The organism is Streptosporangium pseudovulgare (assembly GCF_014648055.1).
Classification (GTDB): Bacteria; Actinomycetota; Actinomycetes; order Streptosporangiales; family Streptosporangiaceae; genus Streptosporangium; species Streptosporangium pseudovulgare.
This window is the reverse complement of sequence record NZ_BMQJ01000008.1, coordinates 1-20,757: the sequence shown is the minus strand read 5'-3', so window position 1 is coordinate 20,757 and position 20,757 is coordinate 1. Positions and strand designations below refer to the sequence as shown.

The window sequence follows — 20,757 nt, the reverse complement described above, 5'->3', positions numbered from 1 at the left end:
TCACCCGGCGGCTCACCGCACGACCCCCATGGTCGCGTTCGCCTTCTCGTTCGCTGCGCTCACTCGGCGGCTCACCGCTCCGTGCCCGATGGTCGCGTTCGCCTTCTCGTTCGCTGCGCTCACTCGGCGGCTCACCGCTCCGACACCACCTGGATCGGGGCCGTGGGGTCGTCGTGGTCCTTGGTGGTGGTCTGGGACGCGTCCGCCGGGGGCGGGACGACCTTGCGCGGCGGCTCCCAGCCGTCGCGGTCCACCGCCCTGACGAACGCCGCGACCATCACCGGGTCGAACTGGGTGCCCGCGCCCTTGCGCAGCTCGGCCACGGCCACCTCCACCGGGCGGGCGCCGCGGTAGGAGCGGTCGGAGGTCATCGAGTCGAAGGCGTCGGCCACCGCGATGATCCGGGCGAACTCCGGGATCTCGTCCCCGGCCAGCCCCATGGGATAACCCTTGCCGTCCTGCCGTTCGTGGTGGTGCATGATCCCGGCGAACGCCTCGTCCAGGAAGTCGATGCCCCGCACGATCTCCAGCCCGCGCATGGGGTGGAGCTGGATGGCGGCGTACTCCTCCTCGGTGAGCGGCCCCTCCTTCTGCAGCACCTTGGTCGGCACGCCGAGCTTGCCGACGTCGTGCAGCATCCCGGCGTAGCGGATCGCCCGGAGCCGCTCGGGACCCATGCCGATCTCCTCGGCGATCATCCCCGAGGCGAGTGAGACACGGGTGCAGTGGCCGCGGGTGTAGTAGTCCTTGGTCTCCACCGCCTGGCAGAGCGCGGCGATGGTGGCGTCGTAGGCGCGCTGCTGGGCGAGGTACTGGCCGAAGGCCCACCGGGCGACGAACAGCGGCAGCAGCACCAGCACCGCGGAGATCGAGTTCACCGTCGTCCACAGGCCGGCGATCAGCAGCCCGAAGGTCGCGTAGCCGAGATAGGAGACCAGGAACTGCGCCAGGCCGCGCAGCGGCACCTGGTGGGCCTGGCCGGTCGTCACGAGCACGACCGCGATCAGGATGAAGTTGAGCGGCACGAACACCGCGGCGGCGCCCGCGAACGGCACGATCAGGTCGTCGAACCCGGCGATGGACGGGATGACGGGGTGGCCGCCCAGCAGCCGCTTGTAGACCCAGCCGGCGACGAACCCGCAGATCGCGAACTGGGCGCCGTTGAACAGCCGCTTGACCAGCGGCAGCCCCGGCCGGACGCTGAAGACCGCCGTCATGCCGACGAGCGCGGCGCCCTCGGGGCCGACCAGCACCACCGCGGCGAGCGCGGCCGAGAAGCTGACCGAGACCGCGGCCTGCCGGACGTTCAGGAGCGTGGGGACCGACTCGCACACCAGGAACAGCAGGGCCAGCACCAGCAGGGTGGACCAGTCGAGAGGTGCGAGCCGGGCGCTCACCAGCACGCTGTGACCGATCAGTGCCCACGCGGTTCCGATGACCGCGCCAAGGTAGACCTTGGCAAACCACGGCAGTCCACGCAAAGCAGCCACCCTCGGTTCTACGGGCGCGTGCTCAGGTCCAGGAGATCCCCGGATGCACCGGGCCGACCGTTTCCTTCAACATGCGCTGCCTCCACGTTGGTATCCGCGACTCAGGCTACAGAAGCGCGTCAGGCGCCGAGGGGCGGAGCGGGAATCGCAAGCAAAGCGTAACCAATTCATCACCACGAGCCACGGACATGAGTCGTGCTCAGAGCGTCGCCTGACGAGCCCTTGCCCAGGCCACGGTGGCCTTCAACCCGGTCGCGAGGTCGGTGTGCGGCCGCCAGCCCAGCCCCTCGAGGGCGGGCGCCGGGTCGACGGCCATCGCCGGGAGGTCTCCCTGCCGCGCCTCGGCGAGCCCCGGCTCGTCGGGGGCCCCCGCGGCCGCGGCCACCAGGGCGTGCAGCTCGCGATCGGTGGTCTGCAGGCCGGTGCCGAGGTTGAACCGGCGGCCGCCCCCGGCCTCGCCGCAGGCCCGGACGAAACCGTCCACCACATCGTCGACGAAGACGTAGTCGCGGGTCTGCCCGCCGTCGCCGTACAGCACCGTGGGGCGGCCGGACAGCAGCGCGTCGGTGAAGATGGCGACCACCCCGGCCTCGCCGCCGGGCGACTGGCGGGGGCCGTAGACGTTGGAGAGCACCAGCGTGGTGTAGTCGATGCCGTGCAGCGCCCGGAACGCCGCGAGGTACACCTCGGCGCTGAGCTTGGAGGCCGCGTACGGCGAGCGCGGGTCGGTCCGCGCGTCACCCGGGACCGGGATGACCTCCGGGACGCCGTAGACGGCGACCGAGGAGGCGAAGACGACCTTGCGGGCGCCGCCGTGGTGCGCGGCGGTCAGGACCGAGGCGGTGCCCTCGACGTTGAGGCGGGCGTCGTGCACCGGGTCGGCCACGCTCTTGCGCACGCTGATCTGCGCGGCGAGGTGGCAGACGACCTCCGGCCGCCACTCGGCGGCCAGCCCGGTCAGCGCGGGGTCGCGGATGTCCATCTCGTGGAGGGCGAACCGCGGGTTGCGCGCCGCCTCGGCGAGGTTGGCGCGGTCTCCTCCGGACAGGTCGTCGACGGCCGCGACCTCATGACCGTCGGCCAGCAGCCGGTCTACCAGGTTGGACCCGATGAAGCCCGCTCCACCGGTGACGAGAATCCGCATGCCGCCCCCACGATCGTATGGCCATGGCCGTAGGAGAGATCTTAGGAGGTCATCCGGTCAACTCGGAGCGGACCTGGTCGATCCGCCGCAGAACCTTGGCCCTCAGGTCCTCGGGAGCCCGGTCACAGCCGCAGTGCTTGGCGACCAGCTGCTTGACGACCTGCTCCAGGCCGTACTCCTCCAGGCAGGGACCGCACTCGTCGAGGTGCTCGCGGATGTCGACGCACTTGCCGTCGTCGAGCTCACCGTCGAGGTAGCTGTAGACCTTGTCCAGGACCTCGCGACAGTCCGTGCTGTGGGGCTTCCCGCAGCTCATGCGATCACCTCGCCCTGCTGGTCAGGGCCCGCGGGCGCACCCCGCGGAACCCGCTCGTCACGGCTCGCGGACATGCCCCGCGGAACGCGCCGGCCGACCCGCTCACTTCGCGCCCTCCGCCGAGATCAGCCCGCGGTCACGGGCGTAGTCCTCAAGCTGCGTCCGCAACTGGCGGCGGCCACGGTGGAGCCTCGACATGACGGTCCCGATCGGGGTGCCCATGATGTCGGCGATCTCCTTGTACGGGAACCCCTCGACGTCGGCGAGGTAGACCGCGATGCGGAACTCCTCGGGCAGCGCGGCGAGCGCCTGCTTGACGTCGCTGTCGGGCAGATGCTCGAGCGCCTCGATCTCCGCCGACTTCAGCCCGGCGGAGGTGTGCGACTCGGCCCTGGCGAGCTGCCAGTCCTCGATCTCCTCGGCGCCCGACTGCTTGGGCTCCCGCTGCTTCTTGCGGTAGCTGTTGATGAAGGTGTTGGTGAGGATGCGGTAGAGCCACGCCTTGAGGTTCGTGCCCTCCTGGAACTGGTGGAAGGACGCGAACGCCTTGGCGAACGTCTCCTGAAGGAGGTCCTCGGCGTCCGCCGGGTTCCTCGTCATCCTGAGCGCGGCGGAGTAGAGCTGGTCGAGATACGGCATGACATCCCGCTCGAACCGCGTGCTCCGCTGCTCCAGCGTCTCCTGGCCTGTCGCAGGGACCGGACCCACCCCCTTAAGATCGCCGGAGCCCTGCTGACGCGGGACTCCGTACTGAGCGGAGGATACCCGCTCGCCGGGAAAGGACCGGTCACCGGGGCGGGCCTTGGGTTCGCTCAACGCGAGCATCGGTTTGCCAACCTCCGAAAGGATCGTGTGCTGTCCGCTGCAACACCCCCGATCGGTCACTTGTTCCCACAAGATGGAAGGTGACGATCAACCCGGTACGGGGAAAAAAATACGTACCGGCAGGTAGCCAAACCACCGGAACCCCGACGCCAGGAGCCGCTCGTGCTGCCCATCCCGGCCGAAGAGCTGAACGGCACAGGAACGCTTGGACCGTACTGGACCTTCTACCGCGCGGTCGCCTCCGAACAGCTGTCCCGCTGGCTGCCGGAGAGCCCCTCGACGGTCCTCGACCTGTCCGGCGGCCGGGGCCGCTGGTCCGCGCAGGCGGCCAAGGCCGGGCACCGGGTGCTGGAGGTGGTCGACTTCCGCCGCACGGTGGAGGGCCCGGCGCCGCTGCACGACGCATCCCGGGTCGGTCAGGTCCGCGCCGACGACCTGCGTTTCCTGCCCGACGGCAGCGTGGACGCCGTGCTCGCCGAGGAGCGCGCGCTGTCGATCGAGCTCATGGCCGAGTCGGCGATCGCCGACGTCGCGCGGGTGCTGCGGCCGGGCGGGCGGGCACTGGTCAGTGTCGACTCCCTCGTGCTGGGCATGGCGATCCTCGCCGAGCAGAACTTCTGGGCCCACCTGCGCCAGACCGACGAGGTCATGCTCGTGCCCTGGCCCGACGGCAGCATCACCCGCTGCTTCAGCAGCGGCCAGCTCCGCGAGCTGCTGACCGGCGCGGGCCTGGAGGTGGAGTGGATACGGCCGCGCACGGTGCTGTCCCCCTCGACGGTGGACCATGTGCTCGCCTCCGACCCGCGCGCCCTGACCTGGCTGGTCAACACCGAGCTGGAGGCGCACCCGGACGACGACGACACCGTGGGCATCCACCTGGTCGCCAGCGCCCGCCGTCCCTGAGCCGCCCGGCCCCGGACCGCCCCGGGCCGCCGCACGGCGACGTCCCGCCCGGCCCTGTGCCACCCGCGCCGCGTCGGGGTCAGCGTCTGCGCTCGCGCCTGGACTGGCACGGCACGCAGCGCTCGGCCTCGGGCCGCGCCTGGAGCCGGCCCTCGGGGACGGCCGCGCCGCAGTCCACGCACAGGCCGTAGCGCCCGCCGTCCAGCCGCGCGATCGCCTCGACGACCGCGCGGCGGTGCTGGACGGCCGCCTCCAGCAGGGCGCGGTCGCGGTCGGTGTCGGTCATGACCGATCCGGCGTCGGAGCCGGGCCGGCCGTCCCGGGCCGAGGGGTCCCCGCGCAGGACCACGATGGACCGGTCGATCTCGGTGAGCGTGCTCTCCAGGCGCATACGCGCGGTCGAGGCGTCCACGGATCCGCACCTCCGCAAAAGGCAGGCGACCTGTGAGGGGGACCCCGACTTCTCCCGGCAGGCGCGAAAGGGGGCGAGTCACCGCGGCGGAGTCCGGAGACCGGAAGGCCCGGCGGAGCCGGGGAACCGGAGGACCCCGCCGCGAAGCTCGCTTTTCTCAGCGGATGCCCGCTTGACGTGGTTTTTACACGTGTTCGCTACGGAGGGTTCTCAGAAGAGCACCCGAGAGTCACCCTCCCCCTCGCCGAGCGGTTCGATCAGCTCGGGGCCGTTGTTGCGCACCGAGTTGACCGCGGTGGAGACCGGATACGCCGACAGGCCGGTCGATCCGGCGGGCACCAGGAACTCCCGCGCGTCGGCCGTCCCGGGGTCGAGCCAGTCGGCCCAGCGGTCCCGCTGGATCAGCATCGGCATCCGGTCGTGGATGGCGCCCAGCTCGTCCTCGGCGGTGGTGGTGATGACCGCGCAGGTCACCAGCCACGCGAGCGGGTCGTCCTCGGGGCGGCCGCGGTCCCGCCAGAACTCGTACAGGCCCGCCATCGCCATGACCCCGCCGTCGGCCGGCCGGATGAAGTAGGGCTGCTTCTTCGGCTTCTTCGCGGTCCCGGCGCCCTCGACCACGCCCCACTCGTAGTAGCCGTCCGCCGGCAGCAGGCACCGCCGCTCGGCGAACGCCTTGCGGAACGACGGCTTCTCGGCGACCGTCTCCACCCGCGCGTTGATCATCCGCGCGCCGATCGACGGGTCCTTTGCCCAGGAGGGGACGAGTCCCCACCGCATCACCCTGAGCTGCCGGACCGGATGTCCCTCGGGGTCGTCCTTGGGCGCCCGGCTCAGCACCGTGTAGACCGGTTTGGTGGGCGCTATGTTGTAGTCGGGCCGGAGGTCCTCGTCGGCCGCCCCGTCGACCTCGACCTGGAACTCCTCAAGAAGCTGCTGCTTGGCCCGCGCAGACGCGTATCTCCCGCACATATCATCACCTTGCCACGCGTTCCGGTACGGGGTGGCGACGCCCCGGTAGGCTTTGCACCATGTCCGCTCCGCTGTGGCCCGCGCCGACCGCGGCCGACCCCGTCCGCGCGACCGTTCCGCTGCCCGGCTCGAAGTCGGTGACCAACCGCGCCCTGCCCCTCGCCGCGCTGGCCGACGGCCCCGGCACCGTACGGCTGGCGCTGCGCAGCCGCGACGCCGACCTGATGGCCGCCGCGCTGCGCGCCCTCGGCGCCACGCTGACCCCTTCGGGGGAGACCGCGTCGAGCGTCGACTGGGAGGTCGTCCCCGGGCCGGTCACCGGCGGGGCGCGGATCGACGTGGGGCTCGCCGGCACGGTCATGCGGTTCGTGCCGCCGATCGCCGCGCTGGCCGCCGAGGAGGTCTTCTTCGACGGCGACCCGCACGCGCGCAGGCGCCCGATGGGCGCGATCCTGGACGCGCTGCGCGCCCTCGGCGCCGACGTGCGGGGCGACGCGCTGCCGTTCACCGTACGGGGGCCGCTGGCCGGCGGGGAGGTCACGCTCGACGCCTCCGGCTCCTCCCAGTTCCTGTCGGGTCTGCTGCTGGCCGCGGCCCGGTTCGACAAGGGCGTGACCGTACGGCACGCCGGCCCGCCCATCCCGTCGCAGCCGCACATCCGGATGACCGTCCGGATGCTGCGCGAGTTCGGCGTCCGGGTCGACGACTCCGAGCCGGACGTCTGGCGCGTCGAGCCCGGCCCGATCCACGCCCGGGAGTTCACCGTCGAGCCCGACCTGTCCAACGCCGCGCCGTTCCTGGCCGCCGCGATGGTCACCGGCGGGTCGGTCACCGTCCCGGGCTGGCCCGCGGAGACGACCCAGCCCGGCGACCAGCTCCGCGAACTGCTCGCCGGCATGGGCGCCTCGGTCGAGCGCACGCCCGCCGGCCTGACGGTCACCGGCACCGGCCGCGTCACCGGCGTCGAGGCCGACCTGCGCGACGTGGCCGAGCTGACCCCGACGATCGCCGCGCTGGCGGCCCTGGCCGATTCCCCCAGCCGGATCAGCGGCGTCGCGCACATCCGCGGGCACGAGACCGACCGGCTGGCCGCGCTGGTCACCGAGATCAACCGGCTCGGCGGCGACGCGGCCGAGACCGAGGACGGCCTGGTGATCCGGCCGCGCCCGCTCACCGGCGGGGTGTTCCACTCCTACGCCGACCACCGGATGGCCACCGCCGGAGCGGTGATCGGCCTGGTCGTGCCGGGTGTGGAGGTGGAGGACATCGCCACCACGGGTAAGACCCTCCCCGAGTTCGTCTCCATGTGGGAGGCGATGCTGGGCGGCGGCGCCCCGTGACGGGTGGGAAGACCAAGGCAGCCGAGGGTAGATCGAGGCGGGAAAGCTGAGAAAGCGGCAGTACGACGAGGACGACGTCAGGATCAGGCCGGGAAAGGGGTCCCGGCCCCGCACCCGTATCCGCCCGGCCCACGAGGACGCGGTCGAGGGGATGGTGGTGGCGGTCGACCGCGGCCGCTACACCTGCCTGGTCGAGGCCGGCGACGGCAGGGGCCGCCGTCGCGGCAAAGGCGGGAAGGGCGGCAGGGCCCGCGCCGGGGACGCCGCGGCGACCGGCCGGATCGTGGTCGCCATGAAGGCGCGCGAGCTGGGCCGCAAGGGGATCGTGGTGGGTGACCGGGTGGCCCTGGTCGGCGACGTCTCCGGCGCCCCCGACACCCTGGCCCGGGTCGTCCGCGTCGAGCCCCGCAGCTCGATCCTGCGCCGCTCGGCCGACGACACCGACGACACCGACGGCGTCGAGCGCCCGGTGGTGGCCAACGCCGACCAGCTCGTGATCGTGACGGCCCTGGCCGATCCGCCGCCGCGCCCCCGCATGATCGACCGGATGCTGGTGGCCGCGTTCGACGCCGACATCGAGCCGCTGCTCTGCCTCACCAAGTCCGACCTGGCCCCGCCCGACGAGCTGGTCTCCCTTTACGCCCCGCTGGGCGTCCCGTACGTGGTGCTGCACAAGGGCGGCTCACTGGAGGAGATCCGCGAGCACCTGCGCGACCGGGTCAGCGTCCTGGTCGGCCACTCGGGGGTGGGCAAGTCCACCCTGGTGAACGCCCTGGTGCCGGACGCCAACCGGGCCGTCTCCCACGTCAACGTGGTGACCGGCCGGGGCCGGCACACCTCGACCTCGGCCGTGGCGCTGGAGCTGCCCGACGGCGGCTGGATCATCGACACCCCGGGCGTGCGGAGCTTCGGCCTGGCCCACGTGTCGGTGGAGACCGTCCTCGCCGGCTTCCCCGACCTCGTCGAGGGCACGGTCCACTGTCCCAAGGGCTGCACGCACCTCGGTGACGACTGCGCGCTGGACGCCTGGGTGTCCGCCGGGCACGCCGACCCGGCCCGGTTGCTGTCCCTGCGCCGCCTGCTCGCCAGCCGCGAGGGCACGGCCGACGACGACCAGCCGGGCGGCCCGGACGACCGCCGCCGCTGAGCGGCCCCTGCCCCCGCCGAGCCGTCCCCGGCGTCGCCGGCGTCGCCGAGCCCCATCCCCGCCGTCCCCGTGGCCGCGGCGGCTCCGGTGGTCCCCGGTGTTCTCCGCGCCGCGACCGGGGGCGCCCTGAGGGGTTTGTGATCCGTCACAGGTTTGACCGCTGAGATTTACCCCGCTCCACAGTTCCCATAAGACCGCCGTCAGCTCATGGTTTGAGAGAGATGTAGGCGATCACTGGAGCCCCCCTTATGCAGCGCCGCACCTTCATCACGTCCCTCTCCGCCGTCGCCCTTTCCGGCACCCTGTGGCAGAACGCCGCGCGCGCCTCGTCCACGCTCGCCGGTGAGAGCCCGTACGGCCCGCTCGGCGTACCGGACGCCAACGGCGTCGCGTTGCCCGCCGGGTTCGGCAGCAGGGTGGTCGCCCGGACGGGCCACCTCGTCGGCGGCATCCTCTGGCACCCGGCCCCGGACGGCGGCGCCTGCTTCGCCGACGGCACCGGCTGGATCTACGTGTCCAACTCCGAGGTACCTCTGATCGGCGGCGCCTCGGCGATCAGGTTCAGGGCCGACGGCTCGATCGACCGGGCCTACCGGATCCTGTCGGAGACCAACCTCAACTGCGCTGGCGGGCGCACCCCGTGGAACACCTGGCTGTCGTGCGAGGAGATCTTCCGCGGCAGGGTCTACGAGACCGACCCGTACGGCGTCCGCGGCGCGCAGCAGCGTCCCGCGATGGGCCGGTTCAAGCACGAGGCCGCCGCCTGTGACCCCGACAACCGGGTCGTCTACCTGACCGAGGACGAGGACGACGGCTGTTTCTACCGCTTCGTCCCGGACGTCTGGGGCGACCTGTCCAGCGGCCGCCTGGAGGTCTTCTGCGTCGACGACGTCTGGCGGCCGGTGCCCGATCCCACGCCCGCCGTCCTCGCTCGGCAGACCAGGCACCAGGTGAGCGCGGCCAGGCACTTCAGCGGCGGCGAGGGCTGCCACTACGCGGACGGCGTCTGCTACTTCACCGCCAAGGGCGACCGCAAGGTGTGGGCCTACGACGCCACCCGCCGGACGGTGAGCGCGATCTACGACGGCACCGGGACGCTCAGCGGTGTCGACAACATCACCGGCACCCGGGGCGGTGACCTCTACGTCGCCGAGGACGGCGGCAACATGGAGATCAACATCATCACCCCGGACCGGGTGGTCGCGCCGGTCATGCGGCTCGACGGCCAGGGTGAGTCCGAGATCACCGGCCCCGCCTTCTCCCCCGACGGCAGCCGCCTGTACTTCTCCTCCCAGCGCGGCACCAGCGGCGAGCGAGCGGGGACGGGCGGCATCACCTACGAGATCAGCGGCCCCTTCCGCCGCTGATCCGCCCCCTCCTCCCGCACTCCCCCGGTCCTCCTCCCGGGACGCCCGTCTCCCACGGCTCCCGCCTCCCGGGACGCACCGCCCCCTCCTCTCCCGGCAGGCGGTGCGTCCCGGGACAGATCCTTCCTTTTCGCTGAGACGCCGTCTCCCGAGTCCCCCGTCGTCCCCTCCCCCGGGAACACCCCTCCTTCGTCCCGGGACACCGCATTCCCTCCTCCCACCTCGGCGACGAGCCGACACCCCCCGAAGGGAGTCCAGCGTGATCCGATCAGTGATCACCGCGATCGTCATGGTGGCCGCCACGGCGGTCGCCCTCGTCTCACCCGCCCGTGCCGCGGCCGGCGAGGTCTACGTGGCCTTGGGCGACTCGGCCGCCTCCGGGCCTCTGGTGCCCAACCAGGTGCTGCCCGACCTCGGATGCTGGCGCTCCGACCGCAACTACGCCCACCTCACCGCGCGGGCCATCGGGGCCTCGGTGTTCCGCGACGTCACCTGCTCGGGCGCCGACACCCGGGACATGTACGCCCCGCAGGGCACCGACCTCGGCTCCGTGCCGCCGCAGCTCGACGCGCTCAGCGCGGACACCACCCTGGTCACCGTGCAGATCGGCGCCAACGACGTGGGCCTGACCGGGTTCATCGAGGACTGCCTGAACCTGCTGCCGCCGCCCGTCGGCGACGCCTGCAACGACGACTACGTGGTGAACGGGCAGGACAGCTGGCGGGTCAAGACCGACGCGCTGCGCCCGAGGCTGACCACCCTGGCCGCCGACATCCGGGCCCGCGCGCCGCGCGCCAGGATCTTCATGGTCGGCTACGGGACCTACGCCCCGCCGAACGGCTGCTACCCGCGGGTTCCGATCATCCCCTCCGACGCCAACTACGTCCGCGCCACCCTGCAGTACTTCAACCGGATGCTGGCCGAGCAGGCCGCGGCGGCGGGCATCGGGTTCATCGACCTGCAGACGCCGAGCGTGGGCCACGACCCGTGCGCCGCGGCGGACACCCGGTGGATAGAGCCCTACGTCCCCGCCTCGCCGGCGGCGCCCTTCCACCCCAACGCGCGTGGCATGCGCGGCTTCGCGGACGCGGTGATCCCCGCGGTCAGGGGGGCGTGAGCCGCCTGGCCGCCAGCGCGGCTCCGATCCGCTGGAGCTGCGCCGGATCGGCCGGGTCGAGCCCGGTCAGGCTCACCGCCCGCCGCAGCCGGTAGTCGACCGTATTCGGGTGCACATGCAGCAGCTCGGCCGCGCGGCGGCGGTCGAGCCCGGTCTCCAGATAGACCTTGAGCGTGCGGAGCAGGTCCGGGTTGTCCAGCAGCGGGTCGAGCAGGCCCGCGAGCTCGGCGGTGGCCCGGCTCGGCCGGGTGAGCTGGTACTCCAGCAGTACGTCGGCCAGCCGGTAGGCGCCCGGCGGGTGCCCGAAGACCCGCGCCACCTCCAGGACCTCCTCGGCCACCTTCGCGGCGGCCGGGACCTCGGCGGGCACGGCCCGCTCGGCCGCCGCCCAGACGGGCACCCCGGCCGCCCGGGACATCTCCTCGACGACCCCGGTCGCCTCCGGCGCCTCGCCGGAGGCGACCGGGAGCAGCACGAGCCCGCCCGCCGCGTCGAGCACGAAGAGGACCTGCTCGGTGGCGTGCCGCTGGACGGCCGCCCTGATCCTGGCCAGCTTGCGCCGCGCGGCGATGGCCCCGCCGGGCTCGTCCTGCTTCTCGTCGGGGTGCTCGGCCACGAAGATCGCCATGACGAGGTAGGCGGGTGCCGGCCGTACCGCCGCCAGGGCCGCGGGGTCGCCGCCGAGCAGCGCGGAGACGGCGGCGTGCATGGCGTGCTGCTCCTGGCTGAGCATGCCCTCGCGTTCCCTGAGGTAGGCGGTGCACACGGCGGAGGTCACCGCCTCGGTGTAGGCGAAGATGAGGCGGTTCATGTCGAGCACCGCGGCGAAGTCGGCCGGTGTGGCGCGGGCGATCAGGCGGTCCCAGACCCAGCGGGCGCCCAGGTTGTAGGCGGCCAGCAGGGCTTCGAGCGGTACCCGCTCCTGGGCCCGGCGCGCGGCCGAGGCACGTACCGGGGTCAGCTCGGTGGGGAGGGGCGGGCGCCCGTGGCGGAATACCCCGCAGATCATCCGCAGGTTGTGCTCGGTGATCCAGGTGATGTCGCCGTCGAGCTCCTCCCTGGGCAGCCGCCGGTAGATGGGGATCTCTTCGACGAAGACGCGCACGAGTTGCCTGGCCAGGCCGGTCGCCTGGCGTTCCAGCAGCTCGTGCACGGGACATCCGGCCAGGATGAGCACATCTGTCACTGTCTCACACCGGGTTGTGATATCCACCCTTTCGGAGCATTCCGCACTGAACGACCCGAGCCGGTGATCAGCCGCCGGGGCCCGGAGGTCACCGTGCGTTCCGCACTGAACGGCCCGAGCCGGTGATCAGCCGCCGGGGCCCGGGAGTCACCGTGCGTTCCGTACCGAACGACCCGAGCCGGTGATCAGCCGCCGGGGGCCGGGGGGGCATCGTGTCCCGTGCCGGACGACCGGTCCGTCCCCCGCCGGGCGGCGCCCCCGCCGTCAGCGGTTGGGGCGCAGGGTCCAGGTGACGGTCATCTCCGACACCGGGGTGCCGTCGACGGCGCTGATCCCGACGGCGACCTCGAACTCCGGGCGCCGCCCGGCGTCCAGCTCGGCCAGGACCTCCTCGCGGGAGGTGCCGAGGCGGGCCTCGGCGACGACCTCGCCCATCGCGAGCTTCACGTAGCGGATCGTCGCACCCGCGGCCAGCGGGGTGGCCCGCGACAGCTGGTCGCCGAACGCCGAGAGCATCGCGGCGCCGGAGGCGGACTCGGCGAGCGTGAACAGGGCTCCGGCGTGCGGGCCGCCCACGTGGTTGTGCAGGTCGGCGCGGTCGGGCATGCGGGCCGTCGCCCGGCCCGGCTCCACCGCGTCGAAGGAGATGCCCAGCGTCCGCGCGAACGGCACGCTCTCCAGCATGAAGGCGCCCACGTCAAAGGTCATGCCCGGAATGCTACTCGCTGGTAACCCTGGATTCGACGGGGGATTTACGCGGTATCCAGCCGACTGACGACCCGCGACACAATTCCCCGCCTTGTTCCCCGGTCTCCTGTACCCGGCCGCCGACGCGATAGCGTTGCTCTCCGTGACGGGTTACAACGACGACCTGCGCCTCGCGCATGTGATGGCCGACGCCGCCGACGACCTGACCCTCCGCCGGTTCAGGGCCGTGGACCTGCGGGTGGAGACCAAACCGGACCTCACCCCGGTCAGCGACGCCGACCAGGCGGTCGAGGAGTCCATCCGGAGCACGCTGCGCCGCGCCCGGCCGCGCGACGCGGTGATCGGCGAGGAGTTCGGCAAGACGGGGTACGGCGCGCGGTCGTGGGTGATCGACCCGATCGACGGCACCAAGAACTACGTGCGGGGCGTCCCCGTGTGGGCCACACTCATCGCCCTCATGGACGAGGGCAGGGTCGTCGTGGGCCTGGTGTCCGCCCCCGCGCTCGGCCGCCGCTGGTGGGCCGCCCGCGACAGCGGCGCGTGGACCGGCCGGAGCCTCAGCAGGGCCACCCGCTGCCAGGTCTCCTCCGTCTCCCGCCTGGAGGACGCCTCGTTCTCCTACTCCAGCCTCGGCGGCTGGGAGGAGACCGGCCGGCTCCAGGAGTTCCTCGACCTCAACCGCTCCGTCTGGCGCAGCCGCGCCTACGGCGACTTCTGGTCGCACATGATGGTCGCCGAGGGGTCGGTGGACGTGTCCGCCGAGCCGGAGCTGTCCCCCTGGGACATCGCGGCGCTGACCGTGATCGTCGAGGAGGCCGGCGGCACCTGGACCGACCTGTCGGGGGTCCCCGACCTGGACGGCGGCAGCCTGGTGTGCAGCAACGGTCCGCTGCACGGGGAGGTCCTCAAGCGCCTCGGCGGAGGACCGCTCACCCTGCCCGTCTGATCCGCCCGCCCGAAGACGCCACGACGCCGGACATGACCTGATGAATCAGGTCATGTCCGTTTTTGTGAACCAGGCCACGCCTCCACCACGACGGTGACCGTAGAGGTTCATTCTCCGTTCACCTTCACACGGGTCCCGAGTCATCTTGCCTCCCTACCTTCCTTGAGTGTTGAAGGACTTAGTGGGAGGAACCCAACCGTGAAGTATGCAGGCCGGCTCGCCGCGGTCACCCTCGTCGGCGCGCTCTCGCTCGCTGCGTGCGGCACCGATGACAACAGCACCGGCAGCGGCACCTCCAGCGCCGCGGCTCCCTCCGCCGGGTCGGACGCCGGTCTCAGCGGCACGATCAACGCCGCGGGCTCGTCGGCGCAGGCCAACGCCATCGACGAGTGGAAGAAGAACTTCCAGCAGACCAACTCCGGCGTCAGCGTCAACTACCAGCCGAGCGGCTCCGGCGCCGGCGTGCAGGCGTTCATCCAGGGCACGGTCGCCTTCGCCGGCTCCGACTCCGCCCTCAAGGACGACAAGGGCGAGCCCGCCCAGGCCGACGCCCGCTGCAAGACCGGCAAGGCCATCAACCTGCCGATGGTGACCGGCCCGGTGGCCGTCGTCTACAACCTTCCGGGCGTCGAGGGCCTCCAGCTCTCCCCCAAGACCCTCGCGGGCATCTTCAACAGCAAGATCACCAAGTGGGACGACGCCGCGATCAAGGCCGACAACCCGGACGCCAAGCTCCCCTCGACCCCGATCCAGGCGTTCCACCGCGCGGACGAGTCGGGCACCAGCGACAACTTCACCAAGTTCCTCTCCAAGACGGCCGGCTGGCCGTACGAGGCCGCCAAGGCGTGGCCGGCCGAGGCCAAGGGGCAGGGCGCCAACGGCTCCGACGGCATCGCGCAGGCCGTCAAGGGCGCCGAGGGCGCGATCAGCTACGTCGAGCTCTCCTACGCGGAGAACTCCAGCCTGACCAAGGCCAAGGTCGCCAACGGCTCCGGCGAGTTCGTCGAGCTGACCCCCGAGAGCGCCGCCAAGACGGTCGAGGCCGCCGAGGTCGTCGGCCAGGGCAACGACCTCAAGCTCGACATCGACTACGCCACCAAGGCCGCCGGCGCCTACCCGATCGTCCTGGTGACCTACGAGATCACCTGCGAGAAGGGCCTGCCCGCCGAGGACGCCAAGCTCGTCAAGTCCTTCCTGACCTACACCGCCAGCGACGAGGGCCAGCAGGCCCTGACCGGCCTGGGCTACGCCCCGCTGCCGGCGTCGCTGCTCACCAAGGTCCGGACCGCCGTCGAGGCGATCTCCTAGGCTCATGGCGGCTACAGTCCACACCCGCGACGGCGGATCGGCCCTGGGCCGGTCCGCCTCGCGGCGCAGCCGGGGTGAGACCCCCTTCCGCTACGCCTCCACGGGCGCCGGAATCCTCCTGTTGGCGATCATGGCGGCCATCGCCGTCTTCCTCGTCGTCGAGGCGATTCCCGCCCTGCGGGCCAACACCGGCGGCTTCTTCACCACCCAGACGTGGGAGCCGAACGCGACCCGGCCCAGCTTCGGCATCGCCGCCCTGGCCTTCGGCACCGTCTTCAGCGCGCTCCTCGCGCTGATCATGGCGGTGCCGGTGGCCGTGGGCGTGGCGCTCTTCATCTCCCACTACGCGCCCCGCCGCCTGGCCGGCGTCCTGGGATACGTCGTCGACCTGCTCGCCGCCGTCCCCAGCGTCGTCTACGGCCTGTGGGGCATCACGTTCCTCGCCCCCTTCATGGTCGGCCCCTCGAACTTCCTCCACGACCACCTGGGCTTCATCCCGCTGTTCGGCGGCGACATCGTCGCGGGCCGCTCGATGCTGACCGCGTCGCTCGTGCTCGCCGTCATGATCCTGCCGATCATCGCGGCGATCTCCCGCGAGGTGTTCCTCCAGGTCCCCCGGGCGCACGAGGAGGCGGCCCTGGCCCTCGGCGCGACCCGATGGGAAGTGATCAGGATGGCGGTCCTGCCGTACGGGCGTCCCGGCGTCATCAGCGCGGCCATGCTCGGCCTCGGCCGGGCCATGGGCGAGACGATCGCGGTCGCGCTCATCTTCCAGGCGACGTTCGACATCAGCTTCCGGATCCTCACGCCCCAGGGCAACAGCATCGCCGCCAACATCGCCAACAGGTTCGGCGAGGCCACCCAGACCGGCCGCGGCGCACTGATCGCCTCGGGCCTGGTGCTGTTCGTCATCACCCTGCTGGTGAACATGGGCGCCCGCTTCATCGTCGCCCGCCGCAAGGAGTTCTCCGGAGCCGCCGCGTGACCACGCACACCGTCCAGCGCGTCTCGACCGGCCGGCGCCTCAAGGACCGGCTGGTGCAGACCCTGGTCTACCTGGCGTTCGCCGTCGCCGTCATCCCGCTGATCTCCGTCCTCTGGCTGGTGATCAAGAACGGCCTCGCCCGGTTCGACCTCGACTTCCTGACCCACTCGATGCGCGGCATCGGTGCCCGGGACATCGGGGGCGGCGCCTACCACGCCATCCTCGGCACCCTGGAACAGGTCCTCCTCGCCTCGCTGATCTCCGTCCCCATCGGCCTGCTCACCGCGATCTACCTGGTGGAGTACGGCCGCGGCGGCCGGCTGAGCCGGGCGATCAGCTTCTTCGTGGACGTCATGACCGGCATCCCCTCGGTGGTCGCCGGCCTGTTCGTCCTGGCCTTCTGGGTCCTGGCCCTGGGCATGCCGTTCTCCGGCTTCGCCGGCGCGCTCGCCCTGTCGATCCTGATGATGCCGACCGTGGTCCGCTCCACCGAGGAGATGCTCCTGCTGGTCCCGGGCGACCTGCGCGAGGCCTCCTACGCGCTGGGCGTGCCCAAGTGGCGGACCATCGTCAAGGTCGTGCTGCCGACCGCCCTCACCGGCATCGTGACCGGCGTCATGCTCGCCATCGCCCGCGTGGCGGGAGAGACGGCCCCGCTCATGCTGACGGTCTTCTTCACCGACTCCATCAACTCCGACCCGTTCAACGGGCCGCAGATGGGCCTGCCGCTCTATGTCTTCGACCAGGCGAGACGTCCGACGGACATCGCCGTCGACCGCGCGTGGACCGGAGCTCTCACGCTCATCCTGATCGTCATGCTGCTCAACCTGGTGGCGCGCCTCATCGCCTGGTGGCGTTCGCCGGCCAGGGGCCGATAGGAGGTAACCCGTAAATGAGCCAGCAGATCCAGGTCTCCGGCCTCGACGCCTACTACGGCAGGCACAAGGCCATCGAGGACATCTCGATGACCATCGAACCCAACACGATCACCGCGTTCATCGGCCCCTCGGGCTGCGGGAAGTCGACCTTCCTGCGCACGCTGAACCGCATGCACGAGGTCATCCCCGGCGCGCGCGTGGAGGGCAAGGTCCTGCTCGACGGCGAGGACCTCTACGGCCCCGGCGTCGAGCCGGTCTCCGTGCGCCGGATGATCGGCATGGTCTTCCAGCGCCCCAACCCGTTCCCCACGATGTCCATCTACGAGAACGTGGCGGCCGGCCTCCGGCTCAACGGGCGGCGCTCCAAGTCCGAGGTCGACGGCATCGTCGAGACCTCCCTCAAGGGCGCCAATCTCTGGAACGAGGTCAAGGACCGCCTCGGCAAGCCCGGCGCCGGCCTGTCCGGCGGCCAGCAGCAGCGCCTGTGCATCGCCCGGGCCATCGCCGTACGGCCCGAGGTCCTGCTGATGGACGAGCCCTGCTCCGCCCTGGACCCGATCTCCACCCTGGCGATCGAGGACCTGATGGCCGAGCTGAAGAGCCAGTTCACGATCATCATCGTGACGCACAACATGCAGCAGGCCGCCCGGGTGAGCGACCGCACCGCCTTCTTCAACCTCGCCGGGCAGGGGCAGCCGGGCCGCGTCATCGAGATGGACGAGACCTCCCGCATCTTCACCAACCCCTCCCAGAAGGCGACCGAGGACTACATCACCGGCCGCTTCGGGTGAACCGACCACACCACCCGGGCGAGCCGGCCGTGCCGTCCGGGTGAACCGACCGCATTGGAGGGACCGGGTGACCCAGCCGCAGACGGCACCCGAGGTGAACGGGGACTCCCGGACCGCGCCACTGCTGCTGGTGGCCGACCCGGAGACATCTCTGGTCCAGGGGCTGGCCGACGCCCTCGAACGCGAGGGCGTCGAGGTCGCGGGTGTGACCGACGGCGCCCAGGCCCTGCTGCAGGCCGGCGCCCTCCAACCCGACGTCGTGCTCGTCAGCGCCTCGCTGCCGGTCATCGGGGCGGTGGAGTTCGTCCGCGCCGTACGGCTGGCACGGACCGTCCCGGTACTGCTCGGCGTAGGCGAGGGGCACGCTGAGCAGGCCGTACAGGCGCTCGCCGCCGGAGCCACCGCGTGCGTGGCCCGGCCGTACCGGGTGCCGGAGCTCCTGCCCCTGGTGCACGGCGCGTTCTCCGGCGAACCGGGAGGCCGCCGGACGCTCGTGGTCGGCCGGGTGGAGCTCGACGTGCACGCCTACCTGGTCAGGGTGGACGGCCGCGCCGTCCACCTGCCGCTGCGCGAGTTCGAGCTGCTGCACTACCTGATGCGCAACGCCCACCGTACGGTGACCCGCGAGCAGATCATGCGCCACGTCTGGAACTCCACCGAGACCACCTCGACCAACACGATCGCGGTCCACGTCAAGCGCCTGCGGGCCCGGCTCGGCGACACCGACGACCGGCTGATCCAGACGGTACGCGGGGTGGGCTACCGGCTCGTCGACAGGACGGCCCAGGACCGGCCCGTCGGAACACCGTAGCGGGCGGGCCGCGAACGGCCCCGGCCCGGCTCCCGAGCAGCCTGGCGGAGCGCTGCGGGAGCGGAGGGACCTGGGCCGGTCCGGGTCCGGCTCAGGACCGTCGAGGGGCGGCTCCCAGGCGCTCCCGAGCCTGGCCGCGGCGGCAGAGGTACGAATGCGAACGGCCGGACCGACCGGCGGGACCCGCCGCCGGCCGATCCGGCCGATCCGGCCGAACCATGAGGTGACCGCTCAGCGGGCGTCGGCGATCAGCTTCGCGATGGAATCGTCGTCGCAGTCCGCCCAGAACCCGCCGACCACGTCCTCCAGGTGCTCCAGCGAGTCGGCCCGGAACAGCACATCCTGATATTTCGTGATGTCGTACTTGGTCGTGCCCATGGCCGCCAGGTCCAGCGGCCGGACGTCCATGCCGCGGAACTCCTCGATCTCCCCGTAGGAGGACAGGATGCCCGCGCCGTACGCCCGCAGCTCGCCCTGGTCGGTCATGACACCGAACTCCAGCGTGAACCAGAAGACCTTGGAGACGAACTCCAGGGCCTCCTCGCTCTCGACCCGCCGCGCCGCGCCGCCGGCCAGCCGGTAGAGCCGCGCGTACCGGTCGGAGGCCAGCGCGTTGGCGTGCCCGATCACCTCGTGGATCACGTCCGGCTCCGGTGTGTAGAGCGGCGTGGAGTGGTGCCGGATGTACTGCGTCGAATGGAAGAACCCGTCCGCCAGCACGCCGTAGAAGTCGCGGAGCGGCACCAGCCCGGCCGCCGGGAGATACCGGAACCCGGTGAGCGGCTCCAGCAGCTCGCTGACCTCCTGCAACTGCGGAATGCGGTCGGCGGGCAGCCGGAGCCGCTCGACCGCGTCCAGATACTCCGCGGTCGCGTATTTGCGGTGCTTGACCGCCAGCTCCCTGCTCACCAGCGCCCACACCTCGTGCTCCTGCTCGGTGTAGCCGGCCGTCGGGATCGGCGCGCCGGGCACGTGGTTCAGGGCGAGCGCGGCGATGGCGTTACGGCGGGCCCGGTAGACCGGGTCGGAGAAGCCGGGGTGGCTCTTGGCGAGCTCGACCTCGACCGTGCCGTCGTCGCGGGTCGCCACCGGTGCGAAGTACTGTGCTTCCTCGAACATGCTGGAATGACAGCAATTACGCGAATCGTTGGCAAGAGCGAGCAGTTCCAATGGGCGTTTCGCGCACAAACGCGAGCCAAGGTCTGGTTTCGACTGGTCATATCGCCTAGCCTGAGGCGGTGCCGATCGACAGGCTGGACAGCCGCCTCCTGGTGACCATGCGTGCCCACCCCCGCGTCGGCCTCACCGAGCTCGCCCGCCTGCTCGGCGTGGCCCGCGGCACCGTCCAGGCCCGCCTCGACAAGCTCATCGCGCGGGGCGTCATCGCCGACTTCGGGCCCACGGTCACCCCCGAGGGCGCCGGCTACCCGATCCTCGCCTTCGTCTCCCTGCAGATCGCCCAGGGCCGCCTGGCGGAAGCCGTGCGGGCGCTCGAAGCGGTCCCCGAGATCCTGGAGGTGTACGGCACCAGCGGCCAGGCGGACCTGCTCTGCCGGGTGGTCGCCCGCAGCACGCCGGACCTACAGGAGATCATCGCCCGCATCCTGACCTCGCCGACGATCCAGCGCTCGGACACCACGATCGCCCTGTCCGTCCAGATCCCGTACCGGATCGAGCCGCTGCTCGGCGCGGCACCCGAGACGCCGGGCGGGCCGGGGCCCGAATAGGGACAGCGCGGGAAGCGGACACGAGATCAGACACGAAAATCGGGCACGCAAAAAAGCGGGGCCCCGGACGAACGAACGTCCAGAACCCCGCTTCAAAGATTGTCCGGCGGCGACCTACTCTCCCACACCGTCCCCGGTGCAGTACCATCGGCGCTGAAGAGCTTAACTTCCGGGTTCGGAATGTAACCGGGTGTTTCCCCTTCGCCATAACCGCCGTAACACTATGAAACACACAAACACGCGCACCCAACCCGAAACCAACCAGTTCCGGGGGTGCAGGCGGTGCCTGCTGCCTCAGAATCACACAGTGGACGCGAGCAAAACGCTTTATGGTCAAGTCCTCGGCCTATTAGTACCGGTCAGCTCCACACATTACTGCGCTTC

Annotated in this window: 21 protein-coding genes and 1 rRNA gene; 12 read left to right on the top strand and 10 right to left on the bottom strand. The window is 71.5% G+C overall.

Annotated features, from left to right (window positions below):
- Positions 1 to 131 precede the first annotated feature (131 nt).
- From IEZ10_RS17050 to IEZ10_RS17035, 4 genes are all read right to left on the bottom strand, one after another.
- Positions 132 to 1,481 carry an HD-GYP domain-containing protein gene (locus IEZ10_RS17050; RefSeq protein WP_189247502.1) on the bottom strand — a complete coding sequence of 450 codons (1,350 nt, stop codon included), beginning with the start codon at positions 1,479 to 1,481 and terminating at the stop codon, positions 132 to 134.
- 208 nt (positions 1,482 to 1,689) lie between these two features.
- The gene (locus IEZ10_RS17045) at positions 1,690 to 2,634 is read right to left on the bottom strand and encodes an NAD-dependent epimerase/dehydratase family protein (protein ID WP_189247501.1); all 945 of its coding nucleotides are present in this window, start codon (positions 2,632 to 2,634) and stop codon (positions 1,690 to 1,692) included.
- 49 nt (positions 2,635 to 2,683) lie between these two features.
- A complete protein-coding gene (gene rsrA / locus IEZ10_RS17040) occupies positions 2,684 to 2,950 on the bottom strand; it encodes a mycothiol system anti-sigma-R factor (RefSeq protein WP_189247500.1) in 267 nt (88 codons plus the stop codon).
- 102 nt (positions 2,951 to 3,052) lie between these two features.
- A complete protein-coding gene (locus IEZ10_RS17035; protein ID WP_179825211.1) occupies positions 3,053 to 3,658 on the bottom strand; it encodes a sigma-70 family RNA polymerase sigma factor in 606 nt (201 codons plus the stop codon).
- A gap of 279 nt (positions 3,659 to 3,937) precedes the next feature.
- Between IEZ10_RS17035 and IEZ10_RS17030 the strand changes: the two genes are divergently transcribed.
- On the top strand, positions 3,938 to 4,678 hold the full coding sequence (locus IEZ10_RS17030) for a class I SAM-dependent methyltransferase (RefSeq protein ID WP_189247499.1): 741 nt from the start codon (positions 3,938 to 3,940) through the stop codon (positions 4,676 to 4,678).
- A 79-nt stretch (positions 4,679 to 4,757) separates the two neighbouring features.
- Here the strand turns inward: IEZ10_RS17030 and IEZ10_RS17025 are convergent, their stop codons facing one another.
- A complete protein-coding gene (locus IEZ10_RS17025) occupies positions 4,758 to 5,090 on the bottom strand; it encodes a TraR/DksA family transcriptional regulator (protein ID WP_189247498.1) in 333 nt (110 codons plus the stop codon).
- A gap of 210 nt (positions 5,091 to 5,300) precedes the next feature.
- On the bottom strand, positions 5,301 to 6,062 hold the full coding sequence (locus IEZ10_RS17020; RefSeq protein ID WP_189247497.1) for an SOS response-associated peptidase: 762 nt from the start codon (positions 6,060 to 6,062) through the stop codon (positions 5,301 to 5,303).
- A 59-nt stretch (positions 6,063 to 6,121) separates the two neighbouring features.
- Between IEZ10_RS17020 and aroA the strand changes: the two genes are divergently transcribed.
- The 4 genes from aroA to IEZ10_RS17000 all read left to right on the top strand — a co-directional run bounded on the left by aroA (position 6,122) and on the right by IEZ10_RS17000 (position 11,033).
- Positions 6,122 to 7,402 carry a 3-phosphoshikimate 1-carboxyvinyltransferase gene (gene aroA, locus IEZ10_RS17015; protein WP_189247496.1) on the top strand — a complete coding sequence of 427 codons (1,281 nt, stop codon included), beginning with the start codon at positions 6,122 to 6,124 and terminating at the stop codon, positions 7,400 to 7,402.
- 46 nt (positions 7,403 to 7,448) lie between these two features.
- Positions 7,449 to 8,549, top strand: a complete 1,101-nt coding sequence (gene rsgA / locus IEZ10_RS17010; protein ID WP_189247728.1) for a ribosome small subunit-dependent GTPase A — start codon at positions 7,449 to 7,451, stop codon at positions 8,547 to 8,549.
- A gap of 248 nt (positions 8,550 to 8,797) precedes the next feature.
- On the top strand, positions 8,798 to 9,916 hold the full coding sequence (locus tag IEZ10_RS17005) for an alkaline phosphatase PhoX (protein WP_189247495.1): 1,119 nt from the start codon (positions 8,798 to 8,800) through the stop codon (positions 9,914 to 9,916).
- A gap of 259 nt (positions 9,917 to 10,175) precedes the next feature.
- On the top strand, positions 10,176 to 11,033 hold the full coding sequence (locus IEZ10_RS17000) for an SGNH/GDSL hydrolase family protein (protein WP_229811357.1): 858 nt from the start codon (positions 10,176 to 10,178) through the stop codon (positions 11,031 to 11,033).
- Here the strand turns inward: IEZ10_RS17000 and IEZ10_RS16995 are convergent.
- Together IEZ10_RS16995 and IEZ10_RS16990 are read right to left on the bottom strand one after the other, a co-directional pair.
- Positions 11,020 to 12,219 (bottom strand): PucR family transcriptional regulator, encoded by a 1,200-nt coding sequence (locus tag IEZ10_RS16995; protein WP_229811356.1) that lies wholly within the window; start codon positions 12,217 to 12,219, stop codon positions 11,020 to 11,022. The two genes, IEZ10_RS17000 and IEZ10_RS16995, sit on opposite strands and share 14 nt — an antisense overlap.
- A 264-nt stretch (positions 12,220 to 12,483) precedes the next feature.
- Complete coding sequence (locus IEZ10_RS16990) at positions 12,484 to 12,927, bottom strand: DUF4442 domain-containing protein (protein ID WP_189247494.1); 444 nt, start codon at positions 12,925 to 12,927, stop codon at positions 12,484 to 12,486.
- A gap of 142 nt (positions 12,928 to 13,069) precedes the next feature.
- Here IEZ10_RS16990 and hisN point away from each other — a divergent pair, with 142 nt between their 5' ends.
- The 6 genes from hisN to IEZ10_RS16960 all read left to right on the top strand — a co-directional run bounded on the left by hisN (position 13,070) and on the right by IEZ10_RS16960 (position 18,646).
- Complete coding sequence (hisN, locus tag IEZ10_RS16985) at positions 13,070 to 13,873, top strand: histidinol-phosphatase (RefSeq protein ID WP_189247725.1); 804 nt, start codon at positions 13,070 to 13,072, stop codon at positions 13,871 to 13,873.
- Between the two features lie 198 nt (positions 13,874 to 14,071).
- Positions 14,072 to 15,181: a phosphate ABC transporter substrate-binding protein PstS gene (gene pstS, locus IEZ10_RS16980; protein ID WP_189247493.1), complete on the top strand. Its 1,110-nt coding sequence runs from the start codon at positions 14,072 to 14,074 to the stop codon at positions 15,179 to 15,181.
- A 4-nt stretch (positions 15,182 to 15,185) separates the two neighbouring features.
- Positions 15,186 to 16,166, top strand: a complete 981-nt coding sequence (gene pstC / locus IEZ10_RS16975) for a phosphate ABC transporter permease subunit PstC (protein ID WP_189247492.1) — start codon at positions 15,186 to 15,188, stop codon at positions 16,164 to 16,166.
- Positions 16,163 to 17,044 carry a phosphate ABC transporter permease PstA gene (pstA, locus tag IEZ10_RS16970; protein WP_189247491.1) on the top strand — a complete coding sequence of 294 codons (882 nt, stop codon included), beginning with the start codon at positions 16,163 to 16,165 and terminating at the stop codon, positions 17,042 to 17,044. The genes pstC and pstA overlap by 4 nt, the downstream gene beginning before the upstream one ends.
- 14 nt (positions 17,045 to 17,058) lie before the next feature.
- Entirely contained in the window at positions 17,059 to 17,835 is a 777-nt protein-coding gene (gene pstB, locus IEZ10_RS16965) for a phosphate ABC transporter ATP-binding protein PstB (protein WP_189247490.1), read from the top strand.
- Positions 17,836 to 17,902: 67 nt separating this feature from the next.
- The gene (locus tag IEZ10_RS16960) at positions 17,903 to 18,646 is read left to right on the top strand and encodes a response regulator transcription factor (protein WP_189247489.1); all 744 of its coding nucleotides are present in this window, start codon (positions 17,903 to 17,905) and stop codon (positions 18,644 to 18,646) included.
- A gap of 231 nt (positions 18,647 to 18,877) precedes the next feature.
- Here the strand turns inward: IEZ10_RS16960 and IEZ10_RS16955 are convergent, their stop codons facing one another.
- Positions 18,878 to 19,765, bottom strand: a complete 888-nt coding sequence (locus tag IEZ10_RS16955; protein ID WP_189247488.1) for a phenylalanine 4-monooxygenase — start codon at positions 19,763 to 19,765, stop codon at positions 18,878 to 18,880.
- Between the two features lie 119 nt (positions 19,766 to 19,884).
- On the opposite strand from IEZ10_RS16955, the gene IEZ10_RS16950 reads away from it, so the two are divergent.
- Positions 19,885 to 20,373: an Lrp/AsnC family transcriptional regulator gene (locus tag IEZ10_RS16950; protein WP_189247487.1), complete on the top strand. Its 489-nt coding sequence runs from the start codon at positions 19,885 to 19,887 to the stop codon at positions 20,371 to 20,373.
- A 101-nt stretch (positions 20,374 to 20,474) separates the two neighbouring features.
- On the opposite strand, the gene rrf is transcribed toward IEZ10_RS16950, so the two are convergent.
- Positions 20,475 to 20,591 (bottom strand): 5S ribosomal RNA (rrf, locus tag IEZ10_RS16945).
- Between the last annotated feature and the right edge of the window lie 166 nt (positions 20,592 to 20,757).